General features: G+C 52.6%; 15 protein-coding genes and 1 tRNA gene. 11 read left to right on the forward strand and 5 right to left on the reverse strand.

The features are described 5' to 3' along the window. Positions 1 to 35 precede the first annotated feature (35 nt). The 3 genes from GS535_RS07475 to rho all read left to right on the forward strand — a co-directional run bounded on the left by GS535_RS07475 (position 36) and on the right by rho (position 4,084). Positions 36 to 638 carry a gluconate 2-dehydrogenase subunit 3 family protein gene (locus GS535_RS07475; RefSeq protein ID WP_160791784.1) on the forward strand — a complete coding sequence of 201 codons (603 nt, stop codon included), beginning with the start codon at positions 36 to 38 and terminating at the stop codon, positions 636 to 638. Positions 639 to 968: 330 nt separating this feature from the next. Further along, positions 969 to 2,513, forward strand: coding sequence for a GMC family oxidoreductase (locus GS535_RS07480; RefSeq protein WP_237442238.1), 1,545 nt, complete (start codon positions 969 to 971; stop codon positions 2,511 to 2,513). A 269-nt stretch (positions 2,514 to 2,782) separates the two neighbouring features. Next, positions 2,783 to 4,084, forward strand: coding sequence for a transcription termination factor Rho (gene rho, locus GS535_RS07485; protein ID WP_160791785.1), 1,302 nt, complete (start codon positions 2,783 to 2,785; stop codon positions 4,082 to 4,084). Positions 4,085 to 4,132: 48 nt separating this feature from the next. Here the strand turns inward: rho and GS535_RS07490 are convergent, their stop codons facing one another. After that, positions 4,133 to 4,579: a methylated-DNA--[protein]-cysteine S-methyltransferase gene (locus GS535_RS07490; RefSeq protein WP_160791786.1), complete on the reverse strand. Its 447-nt coding sequence runs from the start codon at positions 4,577 to 4,579 to the stop codon at positions 4,133 to 4,135. 88 nt (positions 4,580 to 4,667) lie between these two features. Between GS535_RS07490 and mnmE the strand changes: the two genes are divergently transcribed. The 8 genes from mnmE to GS535_RS11035 all read left to right on the forward strand — a co-directional run bounded on the left by mnmE (position 4,668) and on the right by GS535_RS11035 (position 12,102). After that, positions 4,668 to 5,951, forward strand: a complete 1,284-nt coding sequence (gene mnmE, locus GS535_RS07495; protein WP_160799192.1) for a tRNA uridine-5-carboxymethylaminomethyl(34) synthesis GTPase MnmE — start codon at positions 4,668 to 4,670, stop codon at positions 5,949 to 5,951. Between the two features lie 6 nt (positions 5,952 to 5,957). Beyond that, positions 5,958 to 7,817: a tRNA uridine-5-carboxymethylaminomethyl(34) synthesis enzyme MnmG gene (mnmG, locus tag GS535_RS07500; RefSeq protein ID WP_160791787.1), complete on the forward strand. Its 1,860-nt coding sequence runs from the start codon at positions 5,958 to 5,960 to the stop codon at positions 7,815 to 7,817. Then, positions 7,814 to 8,392 carry a 16S rRNA (guanine(527)-N(7))-methyltransferase RsmG gene (gene rsmG, locus GS535_RS07505; protein ID WP_160791788.1) on the forward strand — a complete coding sequence of 193 codons (579 nt, stop codon included), beginning with the start codon at positions 7,814 to 7,816 and terminating at the stop codon, positions 8,390 to 8,392. Before mnmG ends, rsmG begins: the two co-directional genes overlap by 4 nt. Next, a complete protein-coding gene (locus tag GS535_RS07510) occupies positions 8,385 to 9,173 on the forward strand; it encodes an AAA family ATPase (RefSeq protein ID WP_160791789.1) in 789 nt (262 codons plus the stop codon). Before rsmG ends, GS535_RS07510 begins: the two co-directional genes overlap by 8 nt. Before the next feature lie 4 nt (positions 9,174 to 9,177). Then, the gene (locus GS535_RS07515) at positions 9,178 to 10,074 is read left to right on the forward strand and encodes a ParB/RepB/Spo0J family partition protein (RefSeq protein WP_160791790.1); all 897 of its coding nucleotides are present in this window, start codon (positions 9,178 to 9,180) and stop codon (positions 10,072 to 10,074) included. A gap of 60 nt (positions 10,075 to 10,134) precedes the next feature. Next, a tRNA-Lys gene (locus GS535_RS07520) sits at positions 10,135 to 10,210 on the forward strand. A gap of 63 nt (positions 10,211 to 10,273) precedes the next feature. After that, a complete protein-coding gene (locus GS535_RS07525) occupies positions 10,274 to 10,618 on the forward strand; it encodes a DUF3147 family protein (protein WP_160791791.1) in 345 nt (114 codons plus the stop codon). Positions 10,619 to 10,689: 71 nt separating this feature from the next. Beyond that, entirely contained in the window at positions 10,690 to 12,102 is a 1,413-nt protein-coding gene (locus tag GS535_RS11035; RefSeq protein ID WP_202401577.1) for a hypothetical protein, read from the forward strand. On the opposite strand, the gene GS535_RS07535 is transcribed toward GS535_RS11035, so the two are convergent. The 4 genes from GS535_RS07535 to GS535_RS07550 are packed head-to-tail and all read right to left on the reverse strand — an operon-like array spanning position 12,099 to position 17,010. Beyond that, the gene (locus GS535_RS07535; protein WP_160791792.1) at positions 12,099 to 12,974 is read right to left on the reverse strand and encodes a hypothetical protein; all 876 of its coding nucleotides are present in this window, start codon (positions 12,972 to 12,974) and stop codon (positions 12,099 to 12,101) included. The genes GS535_RS11035 and GS535_RS07535 overlap by 4 nt on opposite strands. A gap of 12 nt (positions 12,975 to 12,986) precedes the next feature. Then, positions 12,987 to 14,324 (reverse strand): lipopolysaccharide biosynthesis protein, encoded by a 1,338-nt coding sequence (locus tag GS535_RS07540; protein ID WP_160791793.1) that lies wholly within the window; start codon positions 14,322 to 14,324, stop codon positions 12,987 to 12,989. After that, positions 14,321 to 15,022, reverse strand: a complete 702-nt coding sequence (locus GS535_RS07545; protein ID WP_237442239.1) for a histidine phosphatase family protein — start codon at positions 15,020 to 15,022, stop codon at positions 14,321 to 14,323. Before GS535_RS07545 ends, GS535_RS07540 begins: the two co-directional genes overlap by 4 nt. Before the next feature lie 14 nt (positions 15,023 to 15,036). Beyond that, the gene (locus GS535_RS07550) at positions 15,037 to 17,010 is read right to left on the reverse strand and encodes a hypothetical protein (RefSeq protein WP_237442240.1); all 1,974 of its coding nucleotides are present in this window, start codon (positions 17,008 to 17,010) and stop codon (positions 15,037 to 15,039) included. Positions 17,011 to 17,137: the final 127 nt, after the last annotated feature.

Raw genomic sequence — 17,137 nt, forward strand, 5'->3', positions numbered from 1 at the left:
TGTTCCATGATATCTTCTGCAATGGTCTCTTTGCTATGTCTCTAACCTCATCTTCTTTCCTAGAATCAGCCCATCTTTCATCACGTACCCGTGCTTTGCTTTTGCAGCGTATGGATAGTTCTCACAGAGAACCTCGCCATCTATCACACGATGCTTTTTTGCTTTTAGAGCGAATCTGTGACGATATTCTTCCCCAACAATTTCTCCTACCCGATGGGATAAAAGTGCCATTAGCATCTCTTCTTGATCAATCCTTAGAAGGATTACGGGATGGGTGGCGTTATGCTGATCTCCCAAGAGATCAAGAGGCGTGGGAGAAAGGTCTACAAACCATAGCTGTGCATGCACAAGCACATTATCACCGAACCTATCATGAACTTTCAGAGGGTCAACGTGGAGCCTTGCTTGATCAGGCTTTAGACGGCTCTCTCTCTAAGGACGTATCTGCACCTTTATCGCCGTATCAGATGTCTTTGTGGAGTTGTGATCTTCGCGCTGATCTTATGAGCTCTTTTCTTGCTCATCCGTTTGTTCAAGACGCGCTAGATATTTCAGCTCTTCTGACAGGTGGGGATGACCATCTTCAAGGCTTCCAAGCGGTTGGGGTAAACCAACGTGATCTCTTTGAAGGATTGTAAGTGTGAGATGATCAACGCACAGGAAAGTGTTCTCTCCCTAATAATAAATATAAAAAGAGAAAAAGATGGAGATGAAGAAGAACCCTGTGAGTACTGTGGTACCCGGCTTTCTAAAAATGTACCCCAGCTTACTCACACTGTGTACAACTCTAAGGCTAAGCATTCTCAAAGGCTGCAGCACGTTATCCAGAATTGTCCACAGTAAGGCTGTGTACAATCCCCTTTTTATAACCGGGTACAGTACCGTCCCCGGTACTCGGTACCCACACGGTCATGGGGGCGTACAATCCCCATGTACCCCAGTACACACACATCTACGGAAGTGCGTTCATGAATGAGACAATGACACGGTTTTCTGCCAATAAAGTCGTTGATACCGTTATCGTCGGTACGGGCGCAGGTGGCGCGCCATTAATGGCCGAACTTGCCCGGCAAGGACGCACGGTTGTGGCTTTAGAAGCTGGGCCTAAATTTGACCCAAACCGCTATACACCTGATGAAATGGGTGCTCAGGAGCTCTATTGGCGGCATGAGCGCCTCTCTGGCGGTACAACACCCCAAGCCTTTGGCGGCAATAATAGTGGCACGGGCGTTGGTGGGTCGCTGCTCCATTATGGTGCTTTTTTGCCGCGAATGGACCCGCGTGATTTTCAGCTTAAAACAGAGACAGGAGAGGGCGAAGATTGGCCTTTCGGTTATGATGAGCTGCTCCCTTATATTGAGCGGGTTGAGGATTTTATCGGGGTGAGCGGTCCTGCATCTTATCCATGGGATGCGCAACGACGTTATGCGTACCCACCACCGGCTGCTAATGGCGCTGCGTTAAAAATGCGCGATGCGTGTGACCAAGTCGGTTTGCGCCATGCCGATGGCCCCGTTGCTTTGGTAACCCAAGAACGTGACCAGCCTTATTATGGGCGGCGTGATGCGTGCCAAAATTGCGGAGCGTGCCATCAGGGGTGTCGTAATAGTTCAAAGTCGGGAGCTGATAATACCTGGCTACCGATGGCTGTTGCTCATGGTGGGGAAATACGCCCGGGCTGTATGGTCACAGGCTTTGAGCGTGACACTCAAGGGCGAATTACGGCCGTGATTTATCAACGCGCCGGGCGCGAAGAACGCCAAAAATGCCGTTCTGTTGTGCTCTCCGCTGGTGCTGTGGAGACAGCGCGTCTACTGCTTCATACGGGGCTTGCCAATAGCTCCGGCTTGGTGGGCCGCAATTATATGACTCATCTCTCGACCCAAGTATGGGGTGTGTTTGATGACGAAATGCGGCCTAATAAGGGGTATCCATCCCTGACCATCACGGAGGATATGATCCGTCCTAAAGGGGCTGATTTTGCGGGCGGTTATCTTTTGCAGTCTCTGGGTATGATGCCCGTTACGTGGACGGCTGGGCTTGCACGCGGCAGTAACCGACGTGGTGAAGCATTAGCGCGAACACTGGCCCAATATAACCATAGTGCCGGGATTGGGATGCATGGCGAAACGCTCCCGCGTGATGAAAACCGCGTGACGTTATCAGAGGAACGGGACGGTTTCGGTCTGCCTAAACCGCGCATTGATTACAGCTATGGCCCCAATGAAGAGGCTATGCATCGTCATGCAACCGAGGTGATGACAGCTCTATGGCGCTCTGTTGATGCAAAAGATATTCGTGTTTTCAGCCGCGCTGCTCATATGATTGGCACATGCCGTATGGGCAAAGATAGCGCGAAAGCCGTGGTGACGCCGTATGGGCAAAGCTTTGACATTGAGAATCTGTGGATTAGTGACCACTCAACCTTCCCCAGTGCAGGGGCGGCAAACCCAGCCTTAACGATCATGGCGCTTTCCCTGAGAACAGCGGAAGCGATGATGAAAGTCATATAATAAGGAAGAGCGTCTTGACAGAGCGGAGGGTCCTTCTCTAAGGAATAGAGCGATCTTTACAGGGCAGGTTTTCCTGCTTTTGATCGTTCCCTCCGCATCGGATACACCATTTTTCGTCCCGTCCTTGTTACGGGAAATGTTCTGATAGCCTGTTTGTTCAGCTTATCGTTCTTGCTCGGCTCCCTTGGTGGAGCTTCCATGCCGACGGTGTATCTTCTCTTTCTGTCAGATATTGTCCTTTTAAGGGGCACATCAAGGCGCATATTTTCATGCATCTCGCCGAATTGAAGAAGAAAACTCCTGCCGATCTGCTCGACTATGCTGAAGAGTTGGATATTGAGAATGCTTCGTCCATGCGTAAGCAGGACATCATGTTTGCCATTCTCAAAACCTTGGCAGAGCGTGACCAAAGTGTTTACGGGGAAGGAACTCTTGAGATCCTTCCTGATGGATTTGGTTTCCTTCGTAGCCCAGAGGCGAACTTCCTCCCTGGGCCAGATGATATTTATATTTCACCCAACCAAGTCCGCCGTTTTGGTCTTCGTCCAGGGGATACGGTTGAAGGGGAAATCCGCGCTCCGCGTGACGGAGAGCGTTACTTTTCGCTGTTAAAAGTCAATACGATCAACTTTGAAGCGCCGGAAACTGTCCGATCACGCATTAATTTTGATAACCTAACGCCTTTGTTTCCAGAACGTCGTTTGCGGATGGAAACGGAACCAAAGGAAGACGAGAAAACAGCGAAGACGACCAAAAGTAAAGGCCGCCGTGACCAGCGCGATCATACCTCGCGTGTTATTGATCTGGTTGCCCCTATCGGGATGGGCCAGCGTGCTTTGATCGTCGCTCCTCCGCGGACGGGTAAAACCGTGATGTTGCAGAGCATTGCGGCGTCTATTACCGCGAACCATCCTGACGTTTTCCTGATCGTTCTTCTCATTGATGAACGTCCTGAAGAAGTGACTGACATGGCGCGCTCTGTGCGCGGTGAAGTCGTGGCGTCCACCTTTGATGAGCCGGCGAACCGCCACGTTCAGGTGACGGAAATGGTGTTGGAAAAAGCGAAACGTCTCGTTGAGCATAAACGGGATGTGGTCATCTTGCTTGATTCCATCACTCGCTTAGCGCGTGCCTATAATACGGTTGTTCCGTCTTCTGGTAAGGTGCTGACCGGTGGTGTGGATGCCAATGCGCTGCAACGTCCAAAGCGTTTCTTCGGTGCGGCTCGTAACATTGAAGAAGGTGGCTCGCTCACGATTATTGCGACGGCGTTGATCGACACGGGCTCTCGCATGGATGAAGTGATCTTTGAAGAGTTCAAAGGCACAGGGAACTCTGAGCTCATCCTTGATCGTAAGCTTTCCGATAAACGCACCTTCCCTGCGATTGACATCACGAAGTCTGGTACGCGGAAAGAAGAATTGTTGGTGGATCGTGCTGCCTTGTCGAAAATGTGGGTGCTTCGTCGTATCTTGGCCCCGATGGGCACCATGGATGCGATGGACTTCCTCCTCGACAAACTTCGCTACAGCAAGTCTAATCAAGACTTCTTTGATGCGATGAATAACTAATCATGAAGGGGCCTCAGGGCCCCTTTTTGGTGAGATGTGATTGAAGCGTTAAAATCCGCTTTCAAGGTCGAGTAAACGGACTTTGTCTTCAGCGCCGCCAAAGGCGGAATACTCACCAGGCCCACGGGCACTGACAACTCGATGACATGGGATAAGCAGCGGGATCATATTTGCGCCCAAGGCTGTCCCGACGGATTGGGCACTTCCACCGACAGCGTGCGCGATATCGCCATAGCGTCGTGTCTGTCCAAAAGGAATGTGACGCACCTCTTCCCAGACGCGTTTCTGATAATTCGTTCCATAAGGGCGTACTGGAAGGGATGAGAGATCAACGCTGACACCGTCGAAATAATCCTGCAACAAGGTGCGTGCTTTGACCAAAAGCGGGGTTTCGGTTTGGTCACGGCCCCATCCTTCATCCAGAGAGACAATGTGGCCATCGTCTTCACTGAGCGTGATGGTACCAAGAGGGGTGTGAAAAGAAAGCTGAGCCATAGCGTTAAGCTGCCTTTTTGAGCTGAGAACGTCAATAAAGCTGATTTTCCTTCAAGAGTGCTGTATGGAAGCACCCATGACTGCCTCCATGTCCTCACAAACCCCCACTATTTTTGCACTCGCGACCGGGCTTGGCCGTGCGGCGATTGCCGTTATGCGGCTCAGTGGGCCTCAAAGTGCGTTCATTCTCGAGAGCCTTGCAGGCTCGTTACCCTCTCCACGTTATGCAAGTTTACGCTCTTTGCGTCATGATGGAGAGGTGTTGGATCACGCTTTGATCCTTTGGCTCCCAGGCCCACGGTCCTATACGGGAGAAGATAGCGCGGAGCTGCATCTTCATGCCGGCCCAGCGATTATTGAATCGGTCGCACAAGCCCTTGTTTCTCTTGGTGCACGGCCTGCCGAGCCGGGTGAGTTTACGCGCCGCGCTGTTCAAGCAGGGCGGCTAGACTTGCTTCAGGCAGAAGCGATTGCCGACCTTGTGGATGCGGAAACACAAGCCCAGCGAAAGCAAGCGCTTGCCCAAGCTGATGGTGTCCTCAGTGCGTTGTATCAGGGATGGGGCCAGCGTTTACGGCAGGGGCTTGCGCAGCAAGAGGCCTTGATTGACTTCCCCGATGAGGAGCTGCCAGCTGAGGTGGAAGAAGCGCTGCTTGGGGAGTGTCGGGCGTTAGGCCACGAGATGAGCGAGCATTTAAAGGATGAACGTGGGGAGATTACGCGTGAAGGCCTGACGATTGTCATCGCAGGGGCACCTAATGTTGGGAAGTCGAGCTTGTTGAATGCGCTGTGCGGGCATGATGCGGCGATCGTCACGCAAAAAGCCGGGACGACGCGTGATGCGATCAGTGTGGACTGGATGTTAGATGGTATTAAGCTGCGCTTGATTGATACCGCCGGGCTGCGTGAGACGGATGATGAGATTGAGGCGGAAGGGATCCGTCGTGCCATGCGTCATGTAGAAAAGGCGGATCGGGTGTTGCATCTTGTTGGCCCTGGTGATGACGCTGAGACACTGGCGCCTGATGCGATCCGTGTCCGCACAAAGATTGACATTGCGCCGGCGTTAGAGGGAGAGATTGGCATTCATACGCAAAGCCCAGAGGGGATTGTGCCGCTGCGGGCGGTCCTCAGTGATGTGGTGAAGACGTTGATGAGCCAACGTGCGGCCCCTCCTCTAACGCGGGCCCGTCATCGTGCAGGGCTGGAGGAAGCGCGCGATCATTTAGAGCGTGCGATGAGCGCCCCATGGCCGGAAATTCGTGGGGAAGAGCTGCGCTTAGCCATGCGCGCTTTGGGGCGTTTAACCGGGCATGTGGATGTTGAAGCCTTGCTCGACACGATTTTTGGCCAGTTTTGTATCGGGAAATAAGAGATCATGACCCCAGATTATGATGTGATCGTCATCGGTGGTGGCCATGCGGGCACCGAGGCCGCGGCGGCGTCCGCTCGTACGGGGGCGGCGACGTTATTACTGACACAGAACCCCGACACCATTGGGGCTATGTCGTGCAATCCTGCTATTGGTGGGATCGGCAAAGGTCACCTTGTGCGTGAGATTGATGCCCTTGATGGGATTATGGGCAAAGCGGCTGATCGGGCTGGTATTCATTTTAAGCTGCTTAATCGCTCCAAAGGGCCTGCTGTTCATGGCCCGCGTGCGCAAGCGGATCGCTCTCTCTATCGTGCAGCGGTGCAGGAGCTGTTGCGCGCGACACCCAATCTTGTGATTGAGGCGGGGGCTGTGGGGGATCTGATCGTTGACGATCAGCGCGTGAGCGGTGTGGTGTGTGAAGATGGCCGTCGCTATCATGCGGGCGCTGTGGTGATTACCAGTGGGACGTTCCTGCGCGGGGTGATCCATACCGGTGATGTCAAAGAAAAAGCGGGGCGTATTGGGGAAGCCCCCGCCACGCAGCTTGGGGAGCGACTTGAGGCGCTTGGCCTTGCTATGGGGCGGTTAAAAACAGGCACCCCTCCTCGTCTTGCGCGCGATAGCATTGATTGGGAGAGCTTGCCTGCTGATGTGGGGGATGAGGAGCCAGAGGCTTTTAGTGCGCTCACGTCTGAGCTGCCTCATCGTCAGCTGACCTGTCGAATTACCCACACAACGGCAGAGACCCATCAGATTATTCGTGACAATTTGCATCTCTCCGCCATGTACGGGGGAGAAATTGTTGGGCGTGGGCCGCGCTATTGCCCATCTATTGAAGATAAAATCATTCGTTTTGCAGGGCGTGATAGCCATCAGGTTTTTCTGGAGCCGGAGGGACTGCCTGAAAATCCCGGCGGTGACTTGGTGTATCCGAACGGAATCAGCACGTCCCTGCCCGCTTCCGTTCAAGAGAAAATGATTGCCAGCATGCCGGGGTTGGAAAATGCCCGGATCGTGACACCGGGCTATGCGGTTGAATATGACTATGTCGATCCACGCGAGTTGCGTCCTTCTCTTGAGCTGAGAAAATTGCCGGGGCTGTATCTGGCTGGGCAAATCAACGGCACGACAGGCTATGAAGAAGCTGGGGCGCAAGGCTTGCTGGCTGGCGTCAATGCGGCGCGTGCTGTGGCGGGCAAAGAACCGCTGACGTTAGGTCGCCATGAGTCTTACTTGGGTGTGTTGGTTGATGATCTGACCTTGCATGGCATTAGCGAGCCGTACCGCATGTTTACCTCGCGGGCAGAATATCGTCTTCTTCTTCGAGCCGATAATGCGGATTTGCGTTTAACGCCTAAGGGAATTGAAGCGGGCTGTGTTAGTGATAAACGACGTCAGATTTTTGAAGAAACGGTGCGCCAGATTGATGTGGCGATAGAACGCGCGTCGGAGAAAATCTTTCTTCCACAGGATCTCAAAAAACAGGGGATCGAGGTGTCTCAAGATGGACGGCGGCGGAGCTTGCTTGATGTTCTTGCGACCCAAGCGCAGGACGAACAGGTGAAGGCCCTCGCCCCTTGGTATGCGCAGCTTCCTGAGCGTGTCCGCCGTCATGTGCAGACAGAAGCACGGTATGGGGGGTATCTCCGCCGGCAAGAGCGCGATATTGCTCAGCTACAAAGTGAAACGGGGCTGCAACTTCCCGATGATCTGGACTACAGTGCGATTGGTGGGTTAAGCCGTGAAATGCAAGAGCGCCTTTCAGAAGCACGCCCACCTAACTTTGCAGCAGCGCAGCGTGTGCGTGGCCTAACGCCGGCTGCGTTGGTTGCTCTGCTTGCGCATGTCAGGAGTCGATCATGACAGGTGTTTCACGTGAAACGCATGAGAAACTAGAGCGATTTGCCGCCCTGTTAGAGCAATGGAATAGCCGCATTAACCTCATTAGCCCCCGCGATATGGCCCATCTTTGGTCGCGCCATATTGAGGATAGTGTGCAGCTGACGGCGCATATTCCTGCGGGGGCACGCATGATTGACCTAGGCTCAGGGGGTGGTTTTCCCGGTCTTATTCTTGCGATGGCGACGGGCAATCCGGTGACATTGATCGAATCCGACCAACGTAAATGTGCTTTTCTGCGTGAAGCAAGCCGACTATGCGGGGTAAAGACAACGGTCATTGCAAAACGAATTGAGGCTGCTGAGGTCGAGCCAGCGGATATTATCACCGCGCGTGCCCTCGCTCCATTGTCGCGATTGCTCGGTTGGGCAGAGCCGCTTTTGAAAAAAGACGGGTTTTGTTTGTTTTTAAAAGGGCGAAAAGCCTCAGATGAGTTGACCGACGCTGCCCGTGACTGGCACATGACAACAGAAAGCTTCCCCAGCCAGTCCAGTGAGGACGGCGTTCTTCTTAAAATTAGTGAACTTAAACGTGTCTAAAGAGCCTTCACACAACACTCGAATTATCGCCATTGCGAACCAAAAAGGCGGGGTGGGAAAAACCACAACCAGCCTTAACCTTGCGGCAGCTCTTGCTCAGCATCAGCGTGTTTTGTTGGTGGATCTTGACCCGCAAGGGAATGCCTCAACGGGGCTTGGCGTTGAGTATGACCAGCGAAGCCGGGGGAGCTATAGTGCCCTTGTGGGCGATGAAGAGCCTTCCACCCTTCCCCAACCCAGTGCGATTGAACAGCTTGACGTGATCCCTGCGAATGGAGACCTCGCTGGTGCGGAATTGGAAATTATGGATGGGGAGCGCCGCGAATATCGCCTGCACGATGCGTTGCAGCAGGTGAAAGACCGGTATGATACGATCCTCATTGATTGCCCGCCGAGCTTAGGGCTGTTGACACTCAATGCCCTCATAATCGCTCAAAGTGTTTTGGTGCCACTGCAATGTGAGTTTTTCGCTCTTGAGGGGATTAGCCAGCTTGTGCGCACGATCGATCGGGTGCGGCATGCCTTTAATGCAGACCTCCATCTCGAGGGGATCGTGCTGACGATGTATGACCGGCGGAATAATCTTTCCGCTTTGGTGGCGGAAGATGCGCGCGGTTTCTTCGGGGATCAAGTGTTTCAAACGCTGATTCCGCGCAACGTTCGTATTCCTGAAGCGCAAAGTCATGGACAGTCGGTGTTGACCTATGCGCGGCGTTCTTCAGGGGCGGAAGCCTATATGGCGCTCGCAGAAGAATTGATAGCGCGTCAGAAGAAGGGATAAGGCGATGGCCAAAAAGGGACCCCCACAACGACTAGGCCGTGGGTTGGCTGCTTTGTTGGGCGATCAAGCGCCAGTTCTCGCACGGGCGGGTCATAAAACAGCGAAGGAGACGGACATCGTGAACCAGCCCGGCACTCTTGCTGTTGACTTGCTCGCGCCGAGCCCTTTCCAGCCGCGTGTGCATATGGATTCTGATAAGCTTAATGAGCTTGCGGATTCCATTCGGTCACGTGGGGTGATTCAGCCTCTTCTTGTAAGACCAAATCCCGATAAAGAAGGTCACTATCAAATCATCGCTGGGGAGCGTCGCTGGCGGGCCTCGCAACGTGCGGGGCTGCATGAAGTCCCGGTGCATATTCGTATGCTTGATGATACGGACGCGATGGCAGCTGCAATGGTGGAAAACCTTCAGCGTTCTGATCTTAATCCGATCGAAGAAGCCGTTGGGTTGCAGCGTTTGCTGCAGGAATATCATCTCACGCAAGAAGAGTTGGCGGGCGCTGTTGGGAAATCACGTTCTCATATAACCAACACGATTAGGCTGCTTAACCTGCCTCAAAAATTGTTGCAGCATGTGCGTGATGGGCTGCTTAGCGCTGGGCATGCGCGTGCTCTCCTCGGCCATCCAGACCCTGTTGCGGCGATGGCGGTTGTATTGGACAAAGGGCTCAATGTTCGCCAGACAGAAGCGCTCGTAGCGCAAGCTAATCGTGCAGTGGAGGGCGGCTCCTCTACTCAAGAGCGCGCCCCTGAAATTACACGGCTGGAAGAAGATCTTTCTTTGAAGCTGGGGCTTAAAACACAGATTAAATTTAACGGGAAAAGCGGTTCGCTTAAAATTAGCTATCGCTCTTTAGAGCAATTTGAAGAACTTATGCGTGTTTTACAGGCAGAACGTTAAAAAAAGCTCTTGCGGTCTTTCGCAGAGGCTGCTAGAAAATCGCCAACGACTACCGGTTATGGGCACATAGCTCAGTTGGTAGAGCAGCTGACTCTTAATCAGCGGGTCCTAGGTTCGAGCCCTAGTGTGCCCACCATAACCGGGTCGTTCCTTCCCTAAAAATCAGGATGCGAGCTAAAGCGACGCAGTAAGATAGACCATGTTTCTTGTTAAGGTACTGATTTCAGGTCTTCTGATTGCGGTTGTTTCGAGTGTTGCGCGACGTCATCCTGGGTTTGGTGCGCTTATTGCAGCCCTCCCCCTTATATCTGTCTTGGGAATGGTGTGGCTATGGCTTGAAAAGCCAGACCCATCCCTGATGGCAAACCACACAGAGGCGACCTTTTGGTATGTCTTGCCGTCGTTACCGATGTTTTTAGTGATGCCCTTTTTATTACGGCATGGCATGGATTTTTGGCTCGTACTAGCCATTGGCTGTAGCCTGACCTGCGTGCTGTATTTGTTGGTCACATGGGTCGGTTCACAATGTGGTTTGAAGCTCTAATGAAGCCCTCTATCTCTTTAGGGTAAAAAGCCATATCATCGCGCCTTTCACTAGGTATGAGGCCCCGTTTTATGTGTGCAGACCTCCCTCCCCTAACGCCTATTTCAGGACGTAAACAGCCCGTTATTGCTCTTATTGGGTGTGATGGGAGTGGGAAATCGACGGTTGGCTCTGTGTTGTTGGAAGAAATGTCCAAACAGCGCCCGACGGCCTTTTGTCATTTAGGCAAGCAAGCGGGAAATTTGGAGCGTGCCCTTGGTCCTGTTCCATTCATCGGTTCGTTGGTCAGTAAAAAAGCGAAGAGTGAAAATAAGCGGATACAAACGGGGAAGAAAGCAACCTCTGTTGCCATTATCACAGGCTTTATTTTGTCCATGCGTCGCGTTGTGCGTTTCTCCAAAATGCGTTGGTGGCATCGGCGAGGCTATGCGATTTTAACGGATCGTTATCCCCAAAATAGCCTTCCCGGCCCTATGGATGGCCCGACCGTTGCTAATCTGAACTTTACCCAGCATTGGGCGGGGCTATTAAGTCGTTTTGAGCGTGTGTTTTATGCACGTATGGCTCGTTTTAAGCCTGACTTAGTGATCCGATTGCATGTAGATATTGAAACAGCATTGCAGCGTAAGCCGGATCATGTGCGTTTTAAGCTTGAGCGTAAAATTAGTGATCTGCCGAAGCTTAGTTTTAATGGCGCTCCTATCTTAGAGCTTGATTCCACACAACCACTGGAAACAGTGCTGACGCACGCCAAAGAGGCTGTGGATCAGGTCTTGTCTCTCTATCCAGCACCAGAATCTCAGCGCGAAGGGGTTCTTGTTTCTCTTGTCGGGTGTGATGGGAGTGGCAAATCGAGCTTAAGCGCGGATCTCGTAAAGTGCTTGGGGCGGATGCGCCCCACACTGTACGGCTATTTAGGGCTTGGTTCTGGTGACCTTGGCCGTCGTATCGGAACATGGCCGCTTATTGGGCCGTGGCTCGAAGGAAAGCTGACAAAGAAGGCAAAAAAGACACGAACAAAGGGAGAGAAAATTCCCGGTTTAATCACGGCCTTGGTTGTCTTCGGGTTTTCGTTGCTACGCTATAAGCGGTTTCTTCACGTTAAAAAGGCCGTTGAGCATGGTCATTTTGTCATTACGGATCGCTATCCCCAAGATGAGATCCCTGGGCAATGTGATGGGCCTGGTTTGTCCGCCGCGCAGACGAATAATCCGATTATCCGTCTATTAGCGCGGATAGAGCGACGCTTGTATCAGAAGATCGCGGCTTATCGTCCTGATCTTGTGGTTGTTTTAGATGTTGACGTGGATACAGCGCTCAGCCGTAAGCCCGATCATGACCGGGACGCACTCCAGACCAAAATCGAGCTTATGCCTCAGCTTACTTTTGGAGGAGCAGAGTGCGTTCATGTGGATGCGCGGCAGGCGTATTTGGCTGTGAAAGAGGATATTGTTGCGCAGCTACGCAAAAAGCGCCTGATTTAATCAGGCGTTAACGCTTTAGAACGGGTGAGGAAAACCGTAATACGTTTGACAATCTCACGGGGGGCTTCAAAGCGGTCACGACGGTAATGTTGTGTGCCGTTGAGTTTCTTTTCGATCAAATCATCATGCATATCGCCCATCATGCCGTTAATGGTGGCGAGATATTCTGAGAGTTGGTTGAGAGCGTCGCTTGGGCGAATGGTTCGTAGTGAATCATTATAAGCGACGCGCCGACTAATGATCTTGCGCATGATATGAAACTCATGGCCTGTTGTTGCATCCAGTGTTTCCATAAGCTGTGCGAGCTTAGCGTTCTGTTTGTGCTGATAAGCGAGCACGCCTTCTGGGCTATCTAGACGTAACGTAAGAAGCGATAGCTGGATGAGCCAATAAAAGGCTGGGGTTAAGGCAACCCAAAGGAAGCAGCCATTGATGAATGTGCTGAGACGTTGGTTGTTTTTAAAAGCGTCCTGCATATTGCCCATAATAATGGTGACGATATGCAAAATGAGTGGATAACGATGTGCTTTACTGAGGTTCGCGCAGGCAAAGCGCATATGTTTGAACTTGGCCCGTGCGTATTTAAAGGCTCGTTGTTCATCAACAGATGCATGGCCTGTGCATGCGATGCGTTTTGTGAGCGCTCGAAATTGCGGACGATGAACGCCAAACTCGAGCAGTTGCCAGCAGAGACGATAATTCTCCATAATTTCTTCAGAAGTTGAGCGAGGCAGGACGTCTGAAGGAAGGGGCGTGTTGGGATGGGGAACGTCGTCAAGCAAGACATAGTTGAAGACAGTCTCAAGGGATTCTTGAGAACAGCGAGGGTTCTGTAAGCGTTTAAGGCGGGCAGGAAGGGAAAAAGGCAACATACTCACGAACACCTAAAGAGCTTCTTCTCGTTCATGGGGAGGAATAATATGGCGACGACGGATGAAGGTGGCCATCGTTAGGATAAAGGTCAGGAAGGTGAGCCATACCATGCCTAACGCATAAGCGAGGCCCGCTCCGTTAAGGCCGTAATGACGGCTCATAAAGATCAGGAACGGAATATAGCAGGTTACGCTGATCAGTTGCACGACCATGATATATTTCGCCCGTCCTGCCGTATAGAGCACCCCTTCCATCGACAAGCCCGCCATAAAGAAAATAAGCGCTGGGGACATCCAGGCCATCAGGGGAGCGGCGCTGGCATAGCGATGGCCAAAAAGACTAATCACAGGAGCGCCGCCGATATAGACGAGAGCCGTTGCGGCAACCCCAACGAGAGCGGAAAGAAGAGATGTGCGTAGAGCTAGTTTCCATGGCCGTATGGTGCGAGGGTCGAGGCGCACAACTTCTGGATAATAGCTTTTTTCAAGAAGTTTTGCTGGGCGTTGTACGGCATCAAGAAAGGTTAACGCCAGCGTATACATACCAGAAGAGGCCGTCCCTAAAAGGCGACCAATGATGAGGTTACTGACAGGTTCCCAAGCTGTTTCGAGTAAGGTGGTGAGACTGGCTGTCCAGACAAACCCCCACATGCCTTTAGGCATGTGGCGAGCGGCTTCGAAAAGACTTGGTTTGAGAGCATCAAGCATCTTTCGACGTCGGAGTTCTACGACGGCGCCTGCCCACATATAAAGCTGTCCTGCTAGGATTCCGGCATACCAAGCGAGGACAAAACCAGCTAATCCACCATGGAAGATCCACACAAAAACACAGATGAGGGATCGGACAAAAGGAGTTGAGACCTGTTGGCGTGCGACGATATCAATACGGTCGAAAAGACGTAAGATCCCGTAAACACTAGAGGCGCCTATACCGGGGATGAGTGTGCAATAGAGCACGACAAGATGCTTATAACGGGCATGGATGCCAAGCTGATGACCAAAGAGAACCACGGCAATGATTCCGCCAATCATCCCAACAAGCCCGGCGCTGACATCGAGTCCGACGGCGAGGCGAATAGCATTTTTAACGCGGTTCTTTTCCCCTTTCTGCCACGGTACCGATCCGTAATGCAGAACAACCTGCCACGATTGGAATTGCACAATGGCAGAGACGGATTCGATATAGGCCCCAATCATGGTGAGGGCCCCAAAGTCATGAGCGCTCATGCCACGGCTGGCACAGGTAAGGGCGAGCAAGCCGAGCAAGGCCCCGATGAGTTTTCCTGACCCGAGCTTCCCCGTATTTTTCAGAATGGACGCAAAAAGATCATCATGGAACCATTTTTTCATACAGTTTTTTCCCCGAAATCGGGAAGAGCATTTACGCTGATCACGCGCCAATAGCCAGCAATATGCTCAATGATGGATACAGAAAGATTTTGGATGGTCAAATGTAGGGCCATATCGGGTGAACATTGTAAAGCATGTGCGAGAGCCATACGAATGGCTCCGCCATGGCTGAGGACAACCATGTCACGTCCTGTATGGGTGTGCGCTAGACGCTCTAAACATGAACCAATGCGCTGTTTGACCTGATCCATACTTTCTCCTTCTGGAGGCGTTTCATCTGCCGCAATAGACCAGAAAGGGTGCGAGGGTTTACTAAGGAGTGTTGGAAAGGTTGTGTGAGGCTCCCCACTCCATTGCCCCATTGATTGCTCGGTAAAGTCCGCATCTGTCACGATTGGCGTGGAGAAATGGCCTTCTTTTTGGATTGTCAGGCCTGTTTGATAGGCGCGTTGGAGAGGTGAGCTAAACCATAAGGCATCATGTGGCAGGCGACGCGCAAGAGACGCGTAGGCTGGTTGATGGTCTTGTAAAGCGCGGGGGCAGAGCGGGACATCCAGTGTGCCATACATTGTGCGTCGCGCATCTTCCTCGACCACGCCATGACGGACAAGCCAAAAGCGCGTTGTTCCCGAAGGGAGAGTAGGCCCATCAATGAAATGAGCTTGCGGGTCTAAAGCTGGGCGGGTGTTCTGTGTCAAACGTGATGCCTTCATCATGGCTGTGATAGAGGCGCATAGCGAGGAATGGGGTCAGCTTCAAGAAGAGTAGTCCAATGACGGAGAATAAGCTGCAATTTTTTCAACACACGCTGAACATCACGGCATTCACGCGCCATGCGTTGCGTGCTGTTGAGATGGCTATGAGAGGGCTCGCCTGAAACAAGACGCGCACCGGCACAGAAACGCAAAGCCCCCGCTGGGCTTCTAAGAGCGCTATGGGCTACAGGCACGGGTTGGCCGAGGACGCAAAACAGGGAGGGTTCCTCATCAGGTTCGGAAATCCATGGGCTGAGATCGGCATTGAGCCAGCGATGGAGGCGGCGTGCGTCTTCGAGGGACAGCGGGTGGTTGGGTGTTGTCGGGTCACGGACGAGGAAGGATAGAATGGTTGGAATACCATCCCATAGAGGGTCATTGCCGAGGGATGGTGGGGGGATTAAGTCTATCTGCGGGATATGGTCTAAGGCTTGTTTGACATAATCCATAAAATGGTCAAGCCGCGCGCGGATGGTTTCATTGGAATGGGCGAAGAGCGCGTCCATTTCTGCCAAAGCGGCTTCCCACCGGAATGCGAGGCCAAGATTATACCCTTCGCTGAGGGCGCTTTCATCGGCATGATCGGGCCATTCTGAACGATGGCTGTAATGGCGCAGTCCGGTGGGAAGTGATGTATGGCGAAGCTGGTCAACAAGGAAGCTGGGGACAAGGAGCGCCCCGCAGAATGGAGGGCCGGTAAAGAATTTGGAGCCGGTCAGCATCACCATCATGCCGCGTTGAACCCATTGCGTCATGCGGCTAGGGCTGACACGGGCCTGACACGCATCAACGACGACGGTGATATGCTCGCCGAGCTGTTCCATAAGTTCGTCGACGATATGAATGGAGGGGGCGACCATGCCCGTTTTCGATTGATCTAAGCGATGAAGAAGAACATGTCGTCCCTTCTCTGCTTCTTGGAGAGCAATCTGGCGGCATTCTTGGTCAATCTCTTCACGTGTGCGGCTTTTTCCGTCTTCAGTGCGGATAGCAATGGGAATAAGCGTGATGTCTTGAGGGAAACCGTTAATCGGTTCGCCTTTATGCACATGGTCTGTGCAGGCACTGTCGGAGGCAAAATGTCGCCCCTGTGCGGCGAGTGGTACGCCACTGCCTGTTTCATCTGGGGCAATGAGTAAGGTGCTTATGGGGCGGGAGGTGCGTATTGCAACCAGACTTAAGGCGGCAAGCTCGCAATCCGTTCCAGAGGCGTTGACAATAACTTGGTCAACAGGGAGGCCGATATGGCGGCCAATGCGTTCTCTGACGGATACAAGGCAGTGATGTTGGACATCGTGAGCGTTATGATTGGACAGAAGCGCTATCATCATGGCCCGGCGTGCTTTTTCGGCACCGCCAAAGCCTCTTTCAGATAAGGAGGAAGCGGTTGATGAGCCAAAAGAGACCGCCCAAGGGCGAGGGCGATGCGAGCATGCGTAACGGTTAAGCCCCGTTTTTGTATCGACAGCGAGGCGGGAATCCCCTCCTCCACCCATCAATGTTTCCGTTGGCGCGAGAAGAGACCAGAGAGCCATAACGGTCTGAACAGCGTCGTGGCGTTCAGCTGCGCTGGGCAGTGCCTTATCAGGAAGAAAGGCGCAGAGATCGGCGATCCGATGCAAAAGAGCGTCTTTATCAGGATGAGCTGAAGCAAAAGGAGAGAGAAAGAGCGGAAGTGGACAGGCGTCAGCAACATCAAGCAAATGGAACTGTGCGGCAATGCGTGCGCTGGCAAAGCTGGCGACCATCGGGGGGATACCAGCCTCAATGAGATAAAAAAGCTCAATCCCGTAGCGGATCAAGGTTGGAGATAATGTGTCAAAGCGTGGACTAGAGCCGCCAAGATGCAGGATGGCACCATGGTCTGTGTAGCGTAAGGAAAGGCCCATTTTTAGGTGGAGGTCACAGTCAATCTGAAGGCCTTCTGACATGACGAGAAGATCCGGTCTTTGAAGAACCTTTCTCAGCCTGGCTTCCAGATCGTCACGCTGCATGTTCTGTCCTTTCCATCAATACTGGAGGCCCTTTTACCACTATCTCTCTAATCTCAAAGGGTGT

Origin of the sequence: Saccharibacter sp. EH611 (assembly GCF_009834765.1) — a bacterium.
Classification (GTDB): domain Bacteria; phylum Pseudomonadota; class Alphaproteobacteria; order Acetobacterales; family Acetobacteraceae; genus Saccharibacter.